The organism is [Clostridium] hylemonae DSM 15053 (genome assembly GCF_008281175.1).
Classification (GTDB): Bacteria; Bacillota; Clostridia; order Lachnospirales; family Lachnospiraceae; genus Extibacter; species Extibacter hylemonae.
The window spans coordinates 3,068,492-3,088,469 of sequence record NZ_CP036524.1; the positions used below are offsets into that span (position 1 = coordinate 3,068,492).

At 46.3% G+C, this 19,978-nt stretch carries 20 protein-coding genes, 1 tRNA gene, 9 pseudogenes and 1 other annotated feature; of the genes and pseudogenes, 8 read left to right on the forward strand and 22 right to left on the reverse strand.

The annotated features are described in order from the left end of the window. Window position 1: 1 nt before the first annotated feature. The 11 genes and pseudogenes from spoIIAB to LAJLEIBI_RS19545 form a co-directional block, all read right to left on the reverse strand. The gene (gene spoIIAB, locus LAJLEIBI_RS14310; RefSeq protein WP_149301928.1) at window positions 2-418 is read right to left on the reverse strand and encodes an anti-sigma F factor; all 417 of its coding nucleotides are present in this window, start codon (window positions 416-418) and stop codon (window positions 2-4) included. Then, window positions 419-726, reverse strand: a pseudogene (locus tag LAJLEIBI_RS19530) (STAS domain-containing protein). A 178-nt stretch (window positions 727-904) separates the two neighbouring features. Continuing rightward, complete coding sequence (locus LAJLEIBI_RS19915; protein ID WP_330580736.1) at window positions 905-1,861, reverse strand: hypothetical protein; 957 nt, start codon at window positions 1,859-1,861, stop codon at window positions 905-907. Between the two features lie 419 nt (window positions 1,862-2,280). Further along, a complete protein-coding gene (locus LAJLEIBI_RS18725; protein ID WP_006442847.1) occupies window positions 2,281-2,415 on the reverse strand; it encodes a hypothetical protein in 135 nt (44 codons plus the stop codon). Next, the gene (locus LAJLEIBI_RS19805; RefSeq protein WP_330580737.1) at window positions 2,408-2,749 is read right to left on the reverse strand and encodes a hypothetical protein; all 342 of its coding nucleotides are present in this window, start codon (window positions 2,747-2,749) and stop codon (window positions 2,408-2,410) included. Before LAJLEIBI_RS19805 ends, LAJLEIBI_RS18725 begins: the two co-directional genes overlap by 8 nt. Before the next feature lie 19 nt (window positions 2,750-2,768). Then, complete coding sequence (locus LAJLEIBI_RS19810; protein WP_330580738.1) at window positions 2,769-2,927, reverse strand: hypothetical protein; 159 nt, start codon at window positions 2,925-2,927, stop codon at window positions 2,769-2,771. Beyond that, complete coding sequence (locus tag LAJLEIBI_RS19815; RefSeq protein WP_330580739.1) at window positions 2,924-3,628, reverse strand: bifunctional folylpolyglutamate synthase/dihydrofolate synthase; 705 nt, start codon at window positions 3,626-3,628, stop codon at window positions 2,924-2,926. Before LAJLEIBI_RS19815 ends, LAJLEIBI_RS19810 begins: the two co-directional genes overlap by 4 nt. A 65-nt stretch (window positions 3,629-3,693) precedes the next feature. Continuing rightward, on the reverse strand, window positions 3,694-4,338 hold the full coding sequence (locus tag LAJLEIBI_RS14330) for a hypothetical protein (RefSeq protein WP_149301929.1): 645 nt from the start codon (window positions 4,336-4,338) through the stop codon (window positions 3,694-3,696). Next, window positions 4,329-5,003 (reverse strand): sulfatase-like hydrolase/transferase, encoded by a 675-nt coding sequence (locus LAJLEIBI_RS14335; RefSeq protein ID WP_170254070.1) that lies wholly within the window; start codon window positions 5,001-5,003, stop codon window positions 4,329-4,331. The genes LAJLEIBI_RS14330 and LAJLEIBI_RS14335 overlap by 10 nt, the downstream gene beginning before the upstream one ends. A gap of 29 nt (window positions 5,004-5,032) precedes the next feature. After that, window positions 5,033-5,914 carry a hypothetical protein gene (locus LAJLEIBI_RS14340; RefSeq protein ID WP_149301931.1) on the reverse strand — a complete coding sequence of 294 codons (882 nt, stop codon included), beginning with the start codon at window positions 5,912-5,914 and terminating at the stop codon, window positions 5,033-5,035. An 8-nt stretch (window positions 5,915-5,922) separates the two neighbouring features. After that, window positions 5,923-8,530: pseudogene (locus LAJLEIBI_RS19545) on the reverse strand (valine--tRNA ligase). 118 nt (window positions 8,531-8,648) lie between these two features. Further along, window positions 8,649-8,878, reverse strand: a binding site (T-box leader). Between the two features lie 131 nt (window positions 8,879-9,009). On the opposite strand from LAJLEIBI_RS19545, the gene LAJLEIBI_RS14350 reads away from it, so the two are divergent. Next, window positions 9,010-9,082, forward strand: a tRNA-Ala gene (locus LAJLEIBI_RS14350). An 84-nt stretch (window positions 9,083-9,166) separates the two neighbouring features. On the opposite strand, the gene LAJLEIBI_RS19820 is transcribed toward LAJLEIBI_RS14350, so the two are convergent. The 6 genes and pseudogenes from LAJLEIBI_RS19820 to LAJLEIBI_RS19830 all read right to left on the reverse strand — a co-directional run bounded on the left by LAJLEIBI_RS19820 (window position 9,167) and on the right by LAJLEIBI_RS19830 (window position 12,983). Then, complete coding sequence (locus tag LAJLEIBI_RS19820; RefSeq protein WP_083790635.1) at window positions 9,167-9,253, reverse strand: peptidoglycan-binding domain-containing protein; 87 nt, start codon at window positions 9,251-9,253, stop codon at window positions 9,167-9,169. Between the two features lie 561 nt (window positions 9,254-9,814). After that, on the reverse strand, window positions 9,815-10,171 hold the full coding sequence (locus tag LAJLEIBI_RS19825) for a hypothetical protein (protein ID WP_330580743.1): 357 nt from the start codon (window positions 10,169-10,171) through the stop codon (window positions 9,815-9,817). A gap of 485 nt (window positions 10,172-10,656) precedes the next feature. Then, window positions 10,657-10,995, reverse strand: coding sequence for an AEC family transporter (locus LAJLEIBI_RS19920; protein WP_465244964.1), 339 nt, complete (start codon window positions 10,993-10,995; stop codon window positions 10,657-10,659). A 263-nt stretch (window positions 10,996-11,258) separates the two neighbouring features. After that, the gene (locus LAJLEIBI_RS19925; protein ID WP_330580745.1) at window positions 11,259-11,399 is read right to left on the reverse strand and encodes a hypothetical protein; all 141 of its coding nucleotides are present in this window, start codon (window positions 11,397-11,399) and stop codon (window positions 11,259-11,261) included. 268 nt (window positions 11,400-11,667) lie between these two features. Further along, a pseudogene (locus LAJLEIBI_RS19560) lies at window positions 11,668-12,468 on the reverse strand (protein-ADP-ribose hydrolase). A 25-nt stretch (window positions 12,469-12,493) separates the two neighbouring features. Then, window positions 12,494-12,983, reverse strand: a pseudogene (locus LAJLEIBI_RS19830) (DNA-deoxyinosine glycosylase). 274 nt (window positions 12,984-13,257) lie between these two features. Between LAJLEIBI_RS19830 and hydE the strand changes: the two are divergent. The 7 genes and pseudogenes from hydE to LAJLEIBI_RS19580 all read left to right on the forward strand — a co-directional run bounded on the left by hydE (window position 13,258) and on the right by LAJLEIBI_RS19580 (window position 17,840). Next, window positions 13,258-14,293, forward strand: a pseudogene (gene hydE, locus LAJLEIBI_RS19565) ([FeFe] hydrogenase H-cluster radical SAM maturase HydE). Between the two features lie 36 nt (window positions 14,294-14,329). Further along, window positions 14,330-15,749, forward strand: a pseudogene (hydG, locus tag LAJLEIBI_RS19570) ([FeFe] hydrogenase H-cluster radical SAM maturase HydG). Between the two features lie 100 nt (window positions 15,750-15,849). Beyond that, window positions 15,850-16,239, forward strand: a pseudogene (locus LAJLEIBI_RS18390) (GTPase); the annotation flags it as partial. A gap of 68 nt (window positions 16,240-16,307) precedes the next feature. Then, window positions 16,308-16,805 carry a hypothetical protein gene (locus tag LAJLEIBI_RS18395; protein ID WP_243133309.1) on the forward strand — a complete coding sequence of 166 codons (498 nt, stop codon included), beginning with the start codon at window positions 16,308-16,310 and terminating at the stop codon, window positions 16,803-16,805. After that, window positions 16,727-17,061 (forward strand): annotated as a pseudogene (locus LAJLEIBI_RS18400) (hypothetical protein). The gene LAJLEIBI_RS18395 and the pseudogene LAJLEIBI_RS18400 overlap by 79 nt, the downstream one beginning before the upstream one ends. Before the next feature lie 294 nt (window positions 17,062-17,355). Then, window positions 17,356-17,640, forward strand: a complete 285-nt coding sequence (locus tag LAJLEIBI_RS19575; RefSeq protein ID WP_279232011.1) for a putative ABC transporter permease — start codon at window positions 17,356-17,358, stop codon at window positions 17,638-17,640. Next, window positions 17,625-17,840: a putative ABC transporter permease gene (locus LAJLEIBI_RS19580; protein ID WP_279232012.1), complete on the forward strand. Its 216-nt coding sequence runs from the start codon at window positions 17,625-17,627 to the stop codon at window positions 17,838-17,840. The genes LAJLEIBI_RS19575 and LAJLEIBI_RS19580 overlap by 16 nt, the downstream gene beginning before the upstream one ends. Here the strand turns inward: LAJLEIBI_RS19580 and LAJLEIBI_RS18405 are convergent. From LAJLEIBI_RS18405 to LAJLEIBI_RS19840, 5 genes and pseudogenes are all read right to left on the reverse strand, one after another. Then, window positions 17,774-18,067: a hypothetical protein gene (locus LAJLEIBI_RS18405; protein WP_243133310.1), complete on the reverse strand. Its 294-nt coding sequence runs from the start codon at window positions 18,065-18,067 to the stop codon at window positions 17,774-17,776. The two genes, LAJLEIBI_RS19580 and LAJLEIBI_RS18405, sit on opposite strands and share 67 nt — an antisense overlap. Then, entirely contained in the window at window positions 18,043-18,171 is a 129-nt protein-coding gene (locus LAJLEIBI_RS18740) for a hypothetical protein (protein ID WP_279232013.1), read from the reverse strand. Before LAJLEIBI_RS18740 ends, LAJLEIBI_RS18405 begins: the two co-directional genes overlap by 25 nt. Window positions 18,172-18,302: 131 nt before the next feature. Further along, the gene (locus LAJLEIBI_RS14400) at window positions 18,303-18,986 is read right to left on the reverse strand and encodes a recombinase family protein (RefSeq protein ID WP_149301932.1); all 684 of its coding nucleotides are present in this window, start codon (window positions 18,984-18,986) and stop codon (window positions 18,303-18,305) included. A gap of 518 nt (window positions 18,987-19,504) precedes the next feature. Further along, a pseudogene (locus LAJLEIBI_RS19835) lies at window positions 19,505-19,873 on the reverse strand (Sir2 family NAD-dependent protein deacetylase). Then, on the reverse strand, window positions 19,816-19,965 hold the full coding sequence (locus LAJLEIBI_RS19840) for a hypothetical protein (RefSeq protein ID WP_330580843.1): 150 nt from the start codon (window positions 19,963-19,965) through the stop codon (window positions 19,816-19,818). The pseudogene LAJLEIBI_RS19835 and the gene LAJLEIBI_RS19840 overlap by 58 nt, the downstream one beginning before the upstream one ends. Between the last annotated feature and the right edge of the window lie 13 nt (window positions 19,966-19,978).

Sequence of the window (19,978 nt, forward strand, 5' to 3'; positions counted from 1 at the left end):
TTTACCAATAGTTTTTCCATTTTACGGTCGTTCCTTTTCCTGGTTCAGATACAACATCGAGATGGTCCATGAAGGCTTCCATAAATGAAAAGCCCATACCCGAGCGGTCCAGTTCCGGCTTTGTGGTAAAAGCGGTTCCATGGCCTTTTCTACATCCGGGATCCTTTTCCTTGTCCTCGATCTCCAGATACAGCGTCTTTCCTTCTGTTCTGCATCGGATATAAATATTATGTACTTCATTTTCATACCCATGGATAATAGCGTTTGTTACTGCCTCCGACACGGCAGTCTTCACATCCGATACCTCTTCCACTGTCGGATTCAGCGAGGTCATAAACGCCGCTACCGTGACCCTGGCAAATGATTCATTAGATGAACGGCTGTCAAAGATTAACTGCATTTCATTCGTATTTTCCATCTACTTATCCTCCTCATATATCTTCATAATTTTGTTGCTCCGGACATCGTCAATATTTTTTCATTCTTTCATTGGTGTGGACTGCACACACCTCTCCTCTAACATATAGATTCGCTTGTAGCGTCCCATAATCACGCCAATCCCCGAACTGTCGCAGAAAACTGTATCCGCAAAATCAAAATCACATAACGGATATGGTTCTTTTCGATCAAATGGTCAGCCTCGCGCCTGATGCTCTCTGCATTGTGATGGTCCAGTTCTGTCGGCAGGAATATGGTAAGACAATTCTCCTGCACTTCATACTTCATGTTACTCCTCCTCTTTTCTACGTTTTATATAGGGACAGGGCAAATACAATTGGGGACAGGAATTTTTTAATTGGGGACGGAGGAAATTTAAAAACCTCCGTCCCCAACCCCTCCACGGTCACAAAAAGGACATGCAATCTAATTGCATATCCTTTATCTTCTGTAACCCTGTTTTTCCTTATTCAGTTTGACTGTCGTCTTTCTTATCCCCGCCGGCTTTCTGTGCATCCAGCTTCCTGTGCGCTGGCTGCCGCCTCGGTATTCGGATAATCTTCGATAATCTTCTGGTACTCGATATTCGCCTTATCCTGATCGCCTTTCTTTTCATAGGACTGGGCGAGCAGCAGTTTACGCCGCCGTCAGAATATCCCTCATCCATCTGCATTACTCTTTCGAGATTACTGATCGCAGTGTCATAGTTGGCAACTTCAAAGTTATTCTTTGATGTGGAATACAGGTTCTCACACATCTTCGGATATAGTTCTCCCGTTATCTCGTCAAAGCGTTCCCGCCCTACTGTTCCGAGAGACTCTGCGTTCACTTTCAGAAGCTCATCCAGCATGGCATCGTCACTCATATCTTTTGCACTGTAATGCTTTGATATGTTCATAACGATCTCATAACTCTCCTGAGTGGAAGTCGCTGTCGCTTTGGCGTTCTCTGTCTCTTCGCTCGTGGAGCGGTAATCCTCAAGCTCTTTCTTCAACGCGCTTATCTGTGCCTTCTGCGTTGCTATCTGATCGCTGAAAGCCACGGTCTGCTTATTGAGCTTATCCTGCCTGGAGGCATTGATCGCAGGCATGATCATAAACCACATGACTGCAACACCTACCAACACACCGATCGCTATGTTCACAACCGTATGCAGTCCTGTATGCTCTTTAAAACTCGATGACACAGGCTGGATGATCGTTTCATTTCCAATATTGTAAGTGACAGTCTGCTGCTGTTCCTCTGCATCCTTTTCTTTGATCCGCGCGTTTTTTGATTTGCGCACCTGATTCAGCTCATGCATATACCTGAGCGTGATGTCATCCGTCGTATCCAGCTTGTGGGCGATCCTCAGGCACTGCCTCGCCTTGGAATACTGCTCCGTCTGGAGATACAGCAGCGCGAGAAGCTGATATGCCTTCACAAATGTCGGGTGGGCGGCAACCACTTTCTTAAGCTGTATGATCGCAAGATCCTCCCGTTCTGCCGGGCATATCCAAGGGCCTGATTAAACTTCTTTATTGCCTGGTTCAGCCCATCAAGTTCCCCGGCGTCTCCTGAAGCTTCTGGATATAGTAATTAGAAATATTTTCATGAGACTGAAAATTCTTGCTCAGTATCCACTCCACCAGAGCCTCACCGATATCTCCCCTGCCGTAATATACAAGACCGAGAAGATTCCGGGCCGCAATGTTGGCTCTATTATATTGTAAGCTGCGCCTTAAGGATGTTATCGCGCCGGATAAATCCCGGATATTGGCTTTTTAAGTCCGTCGTTATACCAATAATTGGACTGGTATAAGAGTTTCATTGAATAATCCATATATCTTTGTAACCCTTCTTCTACTTCGTCTGTTCTATCATTTCCTTCAGTATATCTGTCATATCAGTCAAATCTTCCTGATAAACGGCATCCTCTATATCTTCCACTTCCACACTGGGCTGAAATTTCTTCAATTCTTCTTCAAAATCAAGCATGTTCCTCGCCTCCGCCAACAACTTTTTTTACCATGCCCGCCAGATACAGAGAGCCAAGACAGTATATCTCACCTTCCCCTCTCATATCCCGGGCCGCGTCAAGGGCATCCCTCAACTCTTTTTTTATGATCACTTTTTTATCCGTATATTTTTCAAATACCTGTCCCAATTCCAGAGCCGGCACTCTGCGTTTATCTTCAATCTCTGTGACAATATAGGCTGATGCGTCCAGACTGCCGCACAGACAGGATATCATCTGTTCATAGTTCTTATCTTCCACCGCTGAAAATACGATGACTGGCCTGGCAGTTTTCCCTTCTTCCAGCACCCGCACCGTCTCTGCAAATGCCTCCTCAGCCGGGATTGTGAGCCCCGTCGATCGTCACATGGGGCGCGGCTTCTTCCATCCGCCCCTGCCACTTTACAGAGGCAAGCGCTTTCTGCCATTTCTCCTGCTGACGTGTTGATCGGAAAAGATATTCTGCCGCTTCCAGCGCAAGCACTGCATTCATAACCTGATAGATACCACACACCGGCATCTTCCATGTAACATCTTTATCATACGCATTCGACCTGCAAAAGCAATAGATTTACGTCCAACTTCCAGGATTTCGTACGCATTTTTCGAGATTTCTCTACAGGGTGCGTTCTTCTCTTCTGCCGTCTTTCGCAGAATATTTGAAGCAGCACGGCTGTTTCCGTCGAAGATCAGCGGCACACCCTCCTTGATGATCCCCGCCTTTTCCGCCGCGATCTTCTCAATTGTATCCCCGAGGATGTCCGTATGATCCAGACTGATGGAGGTGATAACAGTAAGGCACGGATGACCGGCAGAATTCGTCGCATCCAGTCTTCCGCCAAGTCCAGTCTCAAGTACGATGTACTCCACATCCGCCGCCGCAAATGCTTTCATTGCCATTCCGTACAGGAACTCAAAATAGGACGGATGGGCAATCCCATCTTTCTTCATTCCTTCCACCGCCTCCATGACCTGACAGAACACGCCGAGAAAGGCTTCATCGTCCACAGGCACATTGTCCACCCGTATCCGCTCGTTTATGGATACAAGATGAGGGATGTAAAGAACCCTGTCTTTTCCCTCCGCCATCAGTATCGCCTGTATATATGCACACACCGACCCTTTCCCGTTCGTCCCGGCCACATGGATGATCTTCCGGTCCTTCCCGGATTCCCGAGCCTTTAAGGAATTCACGGGTATGGTCAAGTGTATGCTTTTTTGTAAATTTCGGTAATTCTTCTATATAAGCTGCCGCCTGTTCATAATTCACTGTGCTCACCCTTATTCTTCTGAACTGTCTGTCTGCTCTGTCCAGGATTTCTCCGGGTCTGTTCCAGTCCCTTCCTCACCGTCAGTGTACCGTCCTGGTAAACGTATTCATTGGAGGTGCGGAACGGCGTATTGCTGGACCCCATCTGCACAACTGTGATAACGTCTCCGTCCTCCGGCACTGTCTCAGGCAGATCGATACGGGTATTGTTCAGAAATGTACTCTTCTGCTTCTCCCCGTTTATGAATATCTTGCTGTGCCTCGTAAAGTTCTCACCGTACAGACTGCAGCCCTCGTTCAGATGCTTCACTACATTTGTCAGCGTGACATCTTTAACGCCCATCTGCATATGTCCCTCTGTGATCGGCTCCTTCCCGTTATAAACGTATTGCTTGCCATACAGGATATCATACTGCAGAAGTTCCAGGTCAGACAGGTAGTTCTTTGTCTTTCTCCGTTCCTGGTGATAGTTGAACACCGTACCGGAATGGATATCAAGACGGTCAAATACATCCGCCATGATCTGATAGGACGGTATGTTGCGGTCTTCTTTCTGAAGTCCGATATTGTCCCAGATCACATAGTTCGTATTGTACAGATACCGGCTTTTCAGATCCTCGGCTTTCAGCCCCATAGTCGGCAGGTGGTCGCCGTAAATACAACTACCGTCGGCTCTCCTCTTTCCTCAAGCGTTTTCACAAGGTCGCCGGCAAATTTGTCCATCTCATAGACCTGGTTCACATAGTATTCCCATTTATTCTTCAGGCCCTCGTCCTCAATGCCCTCCACTTTAATCTTCGGGTTTTCTATGATCTGCTCCTCCGGATAATCCCCGTGTCCCTGCACGCTGACACCAAATACAAAATCCCTCTGCTCCGTCGTATTCATGGCGTCGATAATATGCTGGATGAGGATATCATCCTTTGCCCAGCCATTCTCTGTTGTCTGGAGTATATTCATGAATTCCTTACTCGTAAAGCTGTCAAATCCAATGTTGTTAAATACATTTGCCCGGCTGTAGAAATTTCCCCGTTGTTGTGCAGGGCATGCGCCCCATAACCGAGGGCGGCCAGAGCTGTGGCGGCTCTCAGCTGTCTGGTTCTTCAGCACGGTCTTGTACGGATACTCTCCCGGCCCAAAATACCTGAGATTCATACCTGTCAGCACTTCAAACTCTGTGTTTGCAGTTCCGGCACCAACGGAAGGTACCTTGAAGTAACCGGATGAATATTTCTTATACATCTCATGAAGGTTTGGACTGGCATCCTCGGAAGTGGTGAAAAATTCTGCCTCCGCCACATCAAAATAAGATTCCAGCTGGATAAAAATTATGTTCGGAAGTTCATCCTCGGAACGCCCGGTCTCATTTTCGTGATCTCGCCGTTGTTGCTGATTTTCTCTATTGTTTTCTTATTATAGTCATTAGGTTCCGTGATGCCTGTATTGAACACGCTGGCCATAAAGCAGTATGGAAGGCCGTAATCTTCGTATGCAAACGCTATATTTCCAAAGTAGGTGGACACGACTCTTTTCTCTACCGCAAGATTGGAAAAGAGCCCATATGCCGCGAAGCATACAATTATACCGAGCAATGCCCACACATGGTGTACCTTTCCTTCAAACTGCCCGCCGCGCTTCCACATGGACACGACCCATATGACGACCGACACGATACCGATGGCAAGAACAATAAGTTCAAATCCGTTAAAGTAATTGTTGATAAGACTCAGACCGTCCTTTGCCACCTTCAAATCCTGCGCGTTGAACGGCGTGACTCTCTTGAGCAGCATATATCCGTTCGCTACACCGAGGATCAGCCAGAATACGCTGATCAAGATCCTGACAAATACTCTTCTCCTGAACAGATATACAATGGAAAATGTAATGAATATCATAAATGCATTGTACAAAAATACCATCGGCGTGCCTGTCATATAATCCAATGCTTCAAACAGCGAATGCCTTGATATGGCCTCGATCACAATGTTGAGCACACAGGCAAGAAGCGCGTGGAACAGGAGAGAAAACCGGTTCATAAACTTATACACCGGCTTCATCTTCCTCGCAAAAGCACTGTTGCGCCGCTGTTCTATGATCATGGCGCGCCGTTCCTTTCTCGCCTTCCAGTATGCCTTCACATCTTCCTTGTTCATATTTTTTAATTTATGAAATGTACCTTTAATGTCAGGTCTCTTAATCTGAATCTTCATAATATCCCTTATGACTGTCTGGACTTAAGCCCTTCCAGTCTTTCTTTTACCTGTTCCAGCATCTGCTGATATTTTACAAGTTTGTCTTTTCCTCCTGAACCTTTGCCTCCGGCCTTGCTCATAAACTTCTCATTATTCAGCATTCCTGTGGCACGCGCAATTTCTTTCGTAAGACGTGCCTCTTCCTTTGTAAGACGCTCTATTTCCTGTTCAAAATCTACCAGCTCGCTGAGCGGCACATAGGCGGTCGCGTCCGGCACTACGACAGAGACTGCGTCTTCCGCGATACCGTCTTTGTTATGCTGAATGATAAAGTCGCTTGCGCAGGACATTCTTATAATAGAATCCTTGAGCATGTCAAGGCCGTGGCACAGCTTCTCATCCTCGCTCACAACGTAGATCTTTGTTTTCCTTGCCGCAGGCACATTCATCTCCGCACGGATGTTCCGCACGCCGGAAATGACCGCTTTCAGATGTTCTGCTACATCCTCTGCCTCCGGATAGTTCCTGTCCTCCCGGTACTTCGGCCATGCAGACATCATAAGTGACTCTTCCTCCGGCACAAGCTTGCCATAGATCTCTTCTGATACGAAAGGCATAAACGGATGAAGAAGCTTAAGCGCGTCTTTCAGCACCGTTTTCAATACCCACAGCGCAGCATTGGCTGATTCCGGCTCTTCCTCTGCGCGGTAGATTCTCTGCTTCGCGATCTCAATATACCAGTCGCAGAATTCATCCCAGATGAAATCATATACCTTCTGAAGCGCAATACCGAGTTCAAATTTATCCATATTTTCCGTCATTTCACGGATCAGACGGTTACATTTGGATAAGATCCATCTGTCGCCTGGCAGAAGTTCAGACGCCTCAGGCTCTGTTATCTCTTTCCCTTCAATATTCATCAAAATAAAGCGGGACGCGTTCCATACCTTGTTTGCAAAATTACGGCTTGCTTCCACTCTCTCGTTATAAAACGCATATCATTGCCCGGCGCGTTCCCGGTCACAAGCGTCATACGCAGAGCGTCCGCTCCATACTGTTCAATGATCTCCAGCGGGTCAATGCCATTTCCAAGTGATTTACTCATCTTACGTCCGAGAGAATCTCTCACGAGACCGTGGATAAATACAGTGTGGAACGGTGATTTTCCGGTATGCGCGTATCCGGAAAATACCATACGTATCACCCAGAAGAAGATAATATCATATCCTGTGACGAGCACATCGGTAGGATAGAAGTAATCCAGATCTTCATTCTGCTTTGGCCAGCCGAGTGTAGAAAACGGCCACAGCGCAGAGCTGAACCATGTATCAAGCGTATCTTCATCCTGTGTAAAATGTGTGCATCCGCAGTGCGGGCATGTCTCCGGCATCTGTCTGGCCACTACAAATTCGCCGCATTCATCACAGTAATAAGCAGGAATCCTGTGTCCCCACCAAATCTGACGGGAAATACACCAGTCTCGTATGTTTTCCAGCCAGTGCAGATATATTTTGTCAAAACGCTCCGGCACGAACTTCAATTCACCTGTCTTTACCGCTTCTATGGCCGGCTTCGCAAGCTCTTCCATCTTAACGAACCACTGCTGCTTGATGAGCGGCTCCACTGTTGTATGGCACCGGTCATGTGTTCCTACATTATGTGAGTGAGGAACGACCTTCACCAGATACCCCTGCTCTTCAAGATCTCTGACGATGCGCTTTCTCGCCTCATACCGCTCCAGACCCGCATATGCTCCGCCATTTTCATTGATGGTCGCGTCGTCATTCATCACATTGATCTCCGGCAGATCGTGGCTTTCCGACCTCAAAGTCATTCGGGTCGTGAGCCGGCGTGATCTTCAGAGCGCCGGTACCAAATTCTTTGTCCACATAATAGTCGGCGACGATCGGTATCTCTCTGTTCACAAGCGGAAGAAGCGCCGTCTTCCCTACAATGTCTTTGTACCGCTCGTCGTCCGGATGTACCGCGATCGCAGTATCGCCGAGCATCGTCTCCGGCCGGGTAGTCGCTATCTCAAGAAAGTCCTCTGTTCCCACGATCGGATACTTCAATGCCAGAAGGAACCGTCCTGTTCCTCATGTTCAACCTCCGCATCCGAAAGAGACGTCTTGCAGACCGGACACCAGTTGATGATTCTGGAACCTTTGTAAATATATCCTTCCTCATACAGCTTGATGAACACTTCTTCTACCGCCTCGGGCAGCCGTCATCCATTGTAAACCGTTCTCTGTCCCAGTCGCATGACACGCCAAGCTTCTTAAGCTGTCCTTCTATTGTCCCCGCATATTCTTCTTTCCACTGCCATGTTCTCTCCAGGAACTTTTCGCGTCCAAGTTCTTTTTATCTATCCCTTCTTCTTTCAGCTGGTTTGTAACTTTAACTTCCGTCGAAATGGCCGCATGGTCTGTCCGGGGATCCACAGTGCATTGTATCCCTGCATCCTCTTATACCGGATCAATATATCCTGCAGTGTATTATCAAGTGCATGTCCCATATGAAGCCTGCCTGTGATATTCGGCGGCGGCATCACGGTCGTAAACGGCTTTCTGCTTCTGTCTACTTCAGCATGAAAATACTTGCTCTCACACCATTTTCATATAATTTCGGCTCAATCTCTTTCGGATTGTAAGTTGTTTCAGATTCTGACTCATAGTTTCCTCCTCATACTCCTTCGTAAATATTTCACACTTATTTCACAAATCGGGGTATAAAAATCACCCCTTACCAGCATGTAAAGGGCGAAATAAAATCCGCGGTACCACCTTCATTATATAGAAGAAACAACTTCCATATATCTCATCATATTCTTTAACGGGAACGACTCCGGGGTGGCCTACTCATCTTTCAGCCATCCGGCTCCAAAGCTACCTTCCGCCACTCCTTCTTGAAACCACCTTCCAGCCTGTGAATGGTTCTCTCTTGCAAGGGCAGTGCCGTACTCTTCTTCTTCAACGCCTTTATCTTCATAAACTAATGAATATCATAGCCATCCGGGCCCGGTTTGTCAAGGTGTTTAAGGAATTTTCAGAATATCTTAAGGAGTTAAAATTAATGGTTTTCATCGCTCTGATCTTGTGTTATAATCTTGCCATGGGGTATTAGCGCAGTTGGGAGCGCGCCACACTGGCAGTGTGGAGGCCACGGGTTCAAGTCCCGTATACTCCATGTCGCGAAAGATAGTTAAAATCCGCAATCCCTTTAATATCAAGGGATTGCGGATTTACGCTCCAGGCTTCGTTGCATATATTCTTACGATAATCTGAACAGTCTGCTCCATGTCTTCTCTCCGACACTACCATCTGCCGCGAGTCCGTGCGCTTTCTGGAATGCTCTGATTGCCGCCTATATCTTTGGTCCGCTAATCCCGTCAACAGCTCCATAATATTACCTATGGGAATTAAGCAGCTCTTGTACAAATACTGTTATATTGTCCCTGCTCATCTGACCAGGCTGCGGGCGTCCGACCAGCGAGTTCTTGCCGGCGATTCCATCTCCAATCTGATAACTGATGCCCGAACGTGAAGTCGCAAATACGCCACAGTGAGTCTGTTTCCAAGCCCTCCACATTTTTTAGAATTTTGCCAGATAACATCCTGAAAAGATAGCGTCAAACCCGACCCTGTCACAAAATCTTGAGATGCCATATTGGCCCAAGTTCTTCCACCAAAAGTATCCGCAAACTTTATTGAACTATTTTCGATGTAGGGGATATATGGTCTCTGTTTTATATTTGTTAGAGTAGATACTCCAAGTCCAAGCACTGCTGTATTTTGGCTTTCATAGGGAGGCCTTGCAAGGACATAATACTACTTGATTGTGAACTGTGCAGCAACTTACAAGTGCAATATACATACACTAATCTGCCCACCTTTATATAGTGCGATGATGTAACCTCCGTCACCCCAAGTTATGCAGTTTACTTATAGGTGTCCATGTCCCCACTTCAAAATCTAATTTATCTTTTAAAATCTTTCCCTGCCGCGCATCCAGCGCATAGCCCTCTTCCGTCGTCTCAAGGTTGTTCGCGATATTTACCGGACCGGACGGTCCCTGATCTCCTTTATCTCCCTTTGGTCCCTGGATTCCCTGCGGACCCTGTGGGCCAGCTGCGCCGGTATCTCCCTTGTCACCTTTTGGTCCTTGTACGCCGGATGCTCCCGGGTCGCCTTTTGGTCCTGTCGCGCCGGTTGGTCCCTGCGGTCCGGCAGCACCGGTATCACCTTTGGTCCAGTTGCCCCTGCGGACCTGTCGCACCTGTCGGCCCTTGAGGCCCTGTCAGTCCCTGTGGGCCGGTCAGTCCCTGAGGACCTGTGGCCGGTCGCGCCCTGAGGGCCCATCGGACCAGCCTCTCCTCTGTCACCCTTATCGCCTTTCGGACCCGTTGCCGATACACCTGAGTCGGTGTCACCAATGTACCAATTGCCGCTGGCACCGATATGCGGTGTGATACCGTCGTCACCTCTTGCTTTGACCCCTGTATCATAATTGTTAATAAACCAGTTGCCATTTTCACCAATATAAATTTCCGGTATAAAGCTTGTGTTTTCTTCCATTCTTTTGTTCCTCCCTTTGATTTGATAACTGTATCTTATCAATATCTTGTGGGACAAATAGGGACATGCCGATAGTTTTTCAGTTCGTTCATCACGGACACAAGACCGGAAGAATATTTACCGCCTGCAGAGCTGCTTCTGCATTGATACATTCCTTATCCGCTGCCTCCTTTTTCCATACAGACTTTAGAGCATTCCCAGTGACTTTAAGATATATAACCAGCCGGTCAGCGTAAACGCACTCAAAAATGTTGTCAGCATAATAACGCTGGATGACAATACGCCCTCATGCCCCATATTCTTTGCCATAACAAAACAGCTGACCGTCGTGGCAGAACCGAGCATGACCAGTATTGCAACCAGTTTCTCTTCCCGGAAGCCCATCTGTATGGCGACAGGCAGAAACAGACTGCAAAATCCTATCAGCTTCAATGCAGCTGCGGTAAGCGAAGGCTTCACTTTGGCGAAAGCCTTCTTTATATCAAAGGAAGCTCCCATAGCAATAAGTCCCATCGGCGTTGCCATTCCCGCAACATTTGAAACCGTTTTTCCATAACATGAGGCATTGGGATCTTGAGCACAGACCACATAAGACCTGCGGCTATACCGATGATGATCGGATTTGTTATGATCCCCGCAGTGTCTGCCTCCACACCGTGCCATTTAACTTTCCCCGCTCGGGACTGAACGTAGAAAGCATTGCGACTGCCATGACGTTGTATAATGGTACACTGCCGATGATCATAAGAGGGCCATCCCTGCCGTCCCATATATATTTTGAATAAAAGCTATTCAAGAAGTGCCGCGCTGCTCCGGTAAGAAGACTGTATAAATTCTCCTGTATAGATCTGTCTCTCCACAAAAGAAACCGCAGTAGAGATGGCGATACTGACAACCGTTGCCAGAAGACAGAATAATACAAACCGCACATCCCATACCTGCCGGAAATCCACTGTGGCAAGGTCATTAAAACAAGTACCGGCAGGGGAACAAGAAACACAAACCGGTTCATCTTCGCCGCGAAATCATCATCGATCCATCCTATATATTTGAGAAACAGTCCCAGAAGCATTAGCAAAAATACCGGAACGGTAGCATTTAGACTAAAACCAAGTTATCCATAATATCTCCCTGCTGGGGTTGGTTGGGGACGGGGATTTTAAAATCCCCGTCCCCAACCCGTTTTACCCTGTCCTTTTACTGAAATAATTTTTTGTAAATATAATAATCTTCATTTTTATACACATTTATAACGATACGTTCCACTTCGGATGTGGATAAGTATTTATCGATCACTTGTACTGCAATTTCTGCTGCCAGTTTATTCGGGAAGTGAAATTCTCCTGTTGAAATACAGCAGAATGCGATTGACCTTAAGCCTTGTTTTCTGCCAGCTTCAGACAGCTTTTATAGCATGACTTTAACTGCTCCTTTTGTTCTTCAGTCACCTGCACGCCGACTATCGGTCCGACTGTATGTATCACATGTTCTGCCGGGAGGTTATATCCGCCCGTGATCTTTGCTTTTCCTGTCGGCTCTTCATGTCCCTGCTCTTCCATGATCTGTGCACATTCATTGCGAAGCTGAAGACCTGCCGCCGAGTGAATCGCATTATCTATGCATCCGTGGCATGGGACAAAGCACCCCATCATCTGCGAATTGGCGGCATTGACGATCGCGTCTGCTTTCAGCCTCGTAATATCCCCTGCCAGAGAACGATACGGCGGGAATTTTTAATCTCTGTGCACGGATATTCGTCCTGGATCACAGGAAGTTCCATAACATCTACAATCCCTTTTTCTTCCAGCTCTTCCTGAAGCAGTTCGTCCTGCACTTTCAATATTTCCGGAGATACCGGCCCCGGAAAGCGGACATTCATCAGACTTCTCAAAAGCCTTCTTTTCCCGGGTAAATCAACCGGCATGGAAAGCGCTTCGTACCCTGCATTTTCTGCTCTGAGCTGATCTATCAGATACTCTGTTTTTCTTCTTTATTCATATGGCACCTCTCATTATCTTATCCGTTATAAATACTGTTTGATAACTGAATATGCTTCAAACAGCTCCTCATATGTCATTCTGCAGTTTGCCGGGCTTTGGACGGCAAAGTAACCACACTGATCCCATTCTTTGGAAGACAATATTTTTATACAGCTGTCCTGCCTTTGTTCCTGTAGTGAACACTGCCTGTATCTTTGCATGTTTCAATATCACATCCAGATCATTTGCCACGGGATTCCGGATACTGCTGTCATCCGCGCCCTTGATCTCACAGCCGGCCAGCACGTCCCACACTGCAATTTTATATTCCAGTGCAAATGCTGTCTTCTCTTCCGGCGTCTGCGGAAGCGGCGCCGGCACACATCTGACACTACTTTCCAGAAACGGTTCCGCGGATGTCCGTAGTAAAACCGACCTCCCTCGATTTAGGGACGGCATGGTCCCGAGCATTAATATGCGGGAATGTTCATTATATATAGGCTGAAAGTTATGAACAATATATTCCGTCTGCATCTTTATTTCTCCTGTCTGCATAATCATTCATACTATACAGCATCAGACGGGAAGCGTCAAATGCAGGCGTTTATTTTCGTGAAAACTTAAACTTTTATTGAGTAAATTTATTCATTATGCTATACTTTCTTTAAACGTACTAATCACAAAGGAACATCCTGAGTGAAAAGGCGCACGGAAAGTTCAACAAATAAAGGGGATACTATACCCTTATGGAAATCTGCGCCGCCTGGCGCAGATTTTAATTCATACATAATTCTTCCGGAGGTGATATATGAAAGAGCTCATTGATAAACTGAAGGAAAACCGGACATTATCAAAACGGGAATGGGTGGCGCTGATCGAAGGGCGTTCTCCTGCCCTGGCTGATTATCTGTATGATGCGGCACGCAGTGTGCGGCACAGGTATTACGGGCATGACGTGTATGTCCGGGGACTGATCGAATTTACAAATTATTGCAGAAACGACTGTCTTTACTGCGGCATACGAAAAGTAACTCTAATGTGTCCCGTTACCGTCTGACAGAGGAACAGATACTATCATGCTGCGATACAGGCTACCAATTAGGATTCCGTACATTTGTGCTCCAGGGCGGAGAAGACGGCTGTTACGACGACTCCCGGCTGGGCAGTATCATATCTGACATAAAACACGCTGGCCGGACTGCGCACTCACGCTGTCCATCGGCGAACGAAGCTATGACAGCTATCAGTATCTCTACGATGCAGGCGCGGACCGTTATCTCCTTCGGCACGAGACGTTTAATGCCGGGCATTATGCAAGACTCCATCCGCCACTGCTGAAAGCAGAAGTTCGCCAGGAATGCCTCTGGAACCTGAAAAAGATTGGCTATCAGGTGGGAACCGGCTTTATGGTAGGCTCCCTTACCAGACCGCAGAACACCTCGCAGAAGATATGCTTTTATAAAGAAACTGGATCCGCAGATGATCGGTATCGGCCCTTTTATCTCACACCATGACACTCCATTTGCCGGACACCCTTCCGGCACACTGGAACTTACGTTATTTATGCTTGGCCTTCTGAGGCTTATGATACCAAAGGTGCTGCTTCCGGCCACCCCGCCCTCGGAACGATCCACCCAAAGGGGCGGGAACTCGGTATTCTGGCCGGTGCAAATGTCGTGATGCCGAATCTTTCGCCAACCACGGTCCGAAAAGATTATGCGCTCTATGACAATAAAATCTGTACCGGGGATGAGGCCGCAGAATGCAGGAACTGTCTGGAACGCCGGATGGAATCTATCGGATATCACGTAGTTACCGCACGTGGTGACTCACTGAATATATAAACCAAAAATATCATAAAATTATGGAGGAAATGTACTATGTATGATGTCAATTCTAAACACGCGGACGACTTTATCAATCATGACGAGATTCAGGCAACTCTCGATTATGCAGACGAGAACAAAAACAATCTGGAATTAATCGAATCACTCATTGAAAAGGCAAAACTGCAGAAAGGGCTTACTCACCGGGAAGCTTCTGTTCTGCTCGCCTGTGAAGACGCGGATATGAATGAAAAGATATTCCGTCTGGCTGAACAGATCAAAAAGATTTTTACGGAAACCGTATCGTTCTCTTTGCCCCGCTTTATCTCTCCAACTACTGTATTAACGGATGTACATACTGCCCTTACCACATGAAGAACAAACATATTGCCCGCAAGAAACTGTCCCAGGATGAGATCCGCAAAGAAGTCATCGCCCTCCAGGACATGGGACATAAGCGCCTTGCCCTTGAAGCAGGAGAAGACCCGGTACATAACACGATGGAGTATTATCTGGACTGTATTAACACGATTTACAGCATCAAACATAAAATGGGGCGATCCGGAGAGTAAACATCAATATTGCCGCGACTACGGTGGACAATTACCGGCTGTTAAAAGAGGCCGGAATTGGCACGTATATTCTCTTCCAGGAGACTTATCACAAAGAGAGTTACCTGCAGCTGCATCCTACGGGACCAAAGCACGATTATAACTATCACACAGAGGCAATGGACCGGGCGATGGAAGGCGGCATTGATGACGTAGGTGTCGGTGTACTGTTCGGACTTGACAAGTTCCGCTATGAATTTGCAGGCCTGCTCATGCATGCTGAGCATCTGGAAGCTGCATTTGGTGTGGGACCTCATACCATCAGCGTACCCCGCCTGAGAAACGCAGACGATATTGACGCCGATTCATTTACAAACGGAATTGATGACGATACCTTTGCCAAAATCGTTGCATGTATCCGTATCGCAGTACCATACACCGGCATGATCATATCTACACGTGAAAGCCAGAAAACGCGGGAGCGGGTACTGCATCTCGGGATATCTCAGATCAGCGGCGGCTCACGGACAAGTGTGGGCGGTTACTGCGAGCCGGAGCCGGAAGATGAAAAATCAGAACAATTTGACGTCATAGACAACCGTACGTTGGATGAAGTCGTACGCTGGCTTATGGAAATGGATTACCTTCCAAGCTTCTGTACTGCCTGTTACCGGGAAGGCCGCACCGGCGACCGGTTCATGTCACTGTGCAAGAGCGGGCAGATACAAAACTGCTGCCATCCGAACGCCCTGATGACACTGGAAGAATATCTCATGGATTATGCATCCCCTGAGACAAAGGCAATTGGAGATAAATTGATAGATAAAGAAGTATTAAATGTACCAAACGAGAAAGCACGGCAAGTTGTGCTCGAAAATCTTCGCCTCATCCGCGAAAACAACCGGCGGGATTTCCGGTTCTAACTCTAATTGGGGACGGGGTTTTCTAGAAAACCTCCGTCCCCAATTAAAATATCCCTGTCCCTTTTCAATTTACCATGTCCCTGACGGAAAGGAATCATATATGAGCTTAAACAGCACCCCTTCTTCCGAACGCATCCATATTGGTATCTTCGGAAAACGCAACGCAGGTAAATCAAGTGTTATCAATGCCCTTACGGGTCAGGATCTGGCCATTGTATCTGACATAAAAGGTACTACCACAGACCCTGTATTAAAGGCAATGGAACTTCTTCCCCTCGGCCCGGTCGTCATGATAGATACTCCAGGGCTCGACGATGAAGGCGAACTGGGAACCCTCCGAGTTCAAAAGGCTTATCAGATACTAAACAAAACAGATATTGCCGTGCTTGTAGTAGACGGAACTGTCGGTATGACAGAGGCAGATCATGCTATTTTAAAACGGATCAAAGAAAAAAGCTGCCTTCTGTCGTCGTACTCAACAAGGCAGATATTGCCGTTCCCGACAGGTACAAGGACGCTGCATCGCTTGGACTTGCGCCGGACGATTATTTTATGTGGGTGAGCGCATCAGATAACAGCAATATATACGAATTGAAAGAGTTGATCGCAAGACTCGTGCCTGCTGATGATCCCAAATCCAAGATCGTCGGCGGCCTTATCAGGCCTTCTGACTTTATAATTCTCGTTGTGCCTATAGACAAGGCCGCTCCAAAGGGACGTCTCATACTGCCCCAGCAGCAGACAATACGCGATATATTGGAAGCCGATGCAGCTGCGATCGTTATTAAAGAAAACGAATTGTCCAATACACTCATGACTCTCGGCAAAAAACCGGCAATGGTCATTACTGACAGTCAGGTATTTGACAAAGTATCCAAAGAGACACCAGCCGATATACCACTTACCTCATTCTCAATCCTGTTTGCAAGATATAAGGGTAATTTAAGTACAGTAGTTGACGGTGCAAGGACTTTGGAATGTCTGAAAGACGGAGATACGGTTCTCATCGCAGAGGGTGCACACATCACAGACAGTGCGACGATATCGGTACCGTAAAGCTTCCCCGGCTGATTCAAAATATACAGGTAAACAAATAAACTTTGAATTTACGAGCGGCACAGAATTTCCACTTGACTTATCCACATACAACCTGATCATCCACTGCGGAGGCTGCACTTTGAATGAACGTGAAATGAAATATCGTCTGAAATGTGCTGAAGACGCCGGGATACCGATCACGAATTACGGCATAGCGATTGCGCAGATGAACGGAATTCTGGAACGAAGCATAGAACTATTTCCTGAATTTTGAAAAAGGGACACCTTTATTTTAATTGGGGACGGAGGAAAACGAAAAACCTCCGTCCCCAATATCTTCATTAAATCTAAAATTTACACTATAATTCTTTATAAATTCTTCAGAATTGCTACAATACATCTTTATTTCTTTCCGTTAGAATTATCATATCAAAATAAAATGTTATCTAATCCGAGGGGATTCCGATATGAATACTACGGCAAAGAAAATTGAAAATACAGTGTTATCACTCCATCCATTTCAGAATTAAATTATGAACGCTCATATTCCATCGATTCTTTAATCTTGATGTTTTTTGCATTCTCAGGCATAGGATGGATCTGGGAAGTGATTTTACATATAATTGAAGACGGTATGATCATAAACCGGGGCGTTATGACAGGCCCATGGCTTCCTATTTATGGAATGGGGAGTCTTAATTCTAGTTGTCCTGAAAAAATTCAGAGCCCGGCCTATGCAGCTGTTCGGAACTATCATGTGCTTATGTGGAGTGATCGAATATGTGACAAGTATCGTGCTGGAATCTTTATTTGGCCAGATGGTGGGATTACAGCGATATGCTTCTCAGCATAGACGGCCGTGTATGCCTGGAAGGTCTTATGATATTTGGAATCGGCGGACTTTTCTTTATATATATTATTGCGCCGAAAATGGACGACCTGCTGACGCGTTTTTCTTCAAAGTCTAAAATAATCGTATGTGTGTTTTACTTGCTGTATTTCTCGGAGATCTTGTACACATGTTTATTGCTCCTAACATGGGCTTCGGAATAACTTCTTAAAAGGGACAGGGTAAATGCAGGTTGGGGACGGAGGTTTTTAAAACCTCCGTCCCCAACCCATTCTATAACCCCTTTCCACAATTTGTGGATCAAGTATTCTTTAGCATCTTTACAGTCATTTATTTGTATCGTGTTATTTCCGATTATATAACCCACCGTCTCCTGCCATTCTTTTAAGTCGTATTCGTTTTCGTCTATGGACTCGATGGCTGCCAGCACTTTTCACTGTAGATAGGCAAAATTACATCTGACAGGTAATTGCATCCGGCTTTGGATGCTATCACTGCCAGCAGCTCTTCCTTCGTATTCTTTTCATCTTTCAATCCCTTCCTATGCCTCGCCGCAACTGCATCCCCTCATAATTATGTGGATATAAAATCAGACTTTATTTTCCACAAAATATTAACGCAATCGCATGTATTTTATAACGAATCCTACTTAATAAAAGCATTTACTAAAATAATAGTATCATTGATGGATAAAAAAGTCTACATTTCCATCCAATTTTATATCGTTTTGTCCCCAGAAAGATATCGTTTTCTTTCATGTAGAGCTTTATCCATTTTGAAACTGTCGTATGGTTTGTACCCATGATCTTAGCGGCTCTGCGCATGCTTATCTTGCCCTGCCTCCAAAGCTCAAACACATGGGGAAACTCTTCAGGTATTTCCTTTGCCGGTCTTCCGAACGAAACTCCTTTGACTTTGCCCCGCATTCCTTCAGCCTGTCTCTGCCTTATGTTTTCCCGTTCTATCTGGGCAACGTACGATAATATCTGCAGGACGATATCTGCAATAAACTTACCGGTAAGTCCGTTCACCTGATTCCTCGTGTCCAGCAGCGGAAAATCTATCACAACGATATCTACATCTTTTGCCTTAGTCAGCACCCTCCACTGTTCTATAATTTCATCGTAATTTCTTCCGAGCCGGTCGATCGACTTCACAAACACCACGTCTCCCGCACACAGTTTGTCGATCATTTTCTGGTAATTAGGACGGTCGAAGTCTTTGCCTGACTGCTTGTCTATGAAAATGTTTTCCGGCGGCACCGGTATCTTTTCCAGTGCCGCGATCTGCCGCCCAATATTCTGTTCTTTGCTTGACACTCTGACATATCCATAGCATTTTTTATTCATTATTTTCTCTCCTTCTCCGTATATAATATCGTAAAAGAGTATTATTAATTTCCAAATATTACCATATGTAATGATTTTAAATAGTCATATTAATATAATAATACTATAATAAAAATACCCTTGCCTATTATATGTTTCTGCACAACAGCACAACTTACACAAGGATAACTCAATTTCACGATCAAAATTCTGGTAAGCACTAAGTAAGTTAAAAGCGCCTGCCGGCTCCGCAAATTGGTTCCGTGTTAAATTATTCCTTATTCGTGCACTTCTATCTGCCCGAGCACCTCTCCGATAGGCGCAGCGATAGTCAAGTCAGCCCCTACCTCCTTCGCCGTAGCACTCTTGTTGATCACAACAAGATGTCTGCCGTGAAGTAATCTATAAAACCGGCTGCCGGGTACACAATAAGAGAAGTGCCGCCGATGATCAGCGTATCAGCCTCACTGATCGCCTGTACACTTCTTGATATAACTGTTGAATCAGACTTTCTTCATAAAGCACAACATCCGGCTTGATCAGCCCGCCGCACTCGCATTTGGGAACACCGCCGGCATGTTTGACATACGAGCATCAAAAAACTTTCCGCATTTCCTGCAGTAGTTTCTGTGGATGCTTCCGTGCAGCTCCAGCACGTTCCGGCTTCCGGCCGCCTGATGCAGCCCGTCAATGTTCTGCGTCACAACAGCAGTCAGCTTTCCGGCCGCTTCAAGTTCCGCCAGCTTCAAATGTGCCGGGTTCGGCTCTGCGTCCAGAAACATCATCTTCTCCCGGTAAAATTCATAGAAGTCCTCTGTGTTCTTCACAAAAGCTGTGGCTTACGATCTGTTCAGGGAATATTTATATTTCTGCCTGTACAGTCCGTCCGCGCTTCTGAAATCCGGTATATTACTCTCCGTTGACACACCTGCTCCTCCGAAAACACGATCCGGCTGCTTTCATCAATAATATCCTGGAGCTTCTTTACTGCCTCGTCCATTCTGTTAACCTCC

Coding starts and splice junctions, on each gene's coding strand:
- spoIIAB (WP_149301928.1), bottom strand. CDS start 418: ATGGAAAATACGAATGAAATGCAGTTAATCTTTGACAGCCGTTCATCT.
- LAJLEIBI_RS18725 (WP_006442847.1), bottom strand. CDS start 2,415: ATGCTTGATTTTGAAGAAGAATTGAAGAAATTTCAGCCCAGTGTGGAA.
- LAJLEIBI_RS19810 (WP_330580738.1), bottom strand. CDS start 2,927: ATGAATGCAGTGCTTGCGCTGGAAGCGGCAGAATATCTTTTCCGATCA.
- LAJLEIBI_RS14330 (WP_149301929.1), bottom strand. CDS start 4,338: ATGGGGCTGAAAGCCGAGGATCTGAAAAGCCGGTATCTGTACAATACG.
- LAJLEIBI_RS14340 (WP_149301931.1), bottom strand. CDS start 5,914: ATGAAGATTCAGATTAAGAGACCTGACATTAAAGGTACATTTCATAAA.
- LAJLEIBI_RS19920 (WP_465244964.1), bottom strand. CDS start 10,995: ATGGCAACGCCGATGGGACTTATTGCTATGGGAGCTTCCTTTGATATA.
- LAJLEIBI_RS19575 (WP_279232011.1), top strand. CDS start 17,356: ATGTTTTTTGCATTCTCAGGCATAGGATGGATCTGGGAAGTGATTTTA.
- LAJLEIBI_RS19580 (WP_279232012.1), top strand. CDS start 17,625: ATGCTTCTCAGCATAGACGGCCGTGTATGCCTGGAAGGTCTTATGATA.
- LAJLEIBI_RS14400 (WP_149301932.1), bottom strand. CDS start 18,986: ATGAATAAAAAATGCTATGGATATGTCAGAGTGTCAAGCAAAGAACAG.
- LAJLEIBI_RS19840 (WP_330580843.1), bottom strand. CDS start 19,965: ATGGACGAGGCAGTAAAGAAGCTCCAGGATATTATTGATGAAAGCAGC.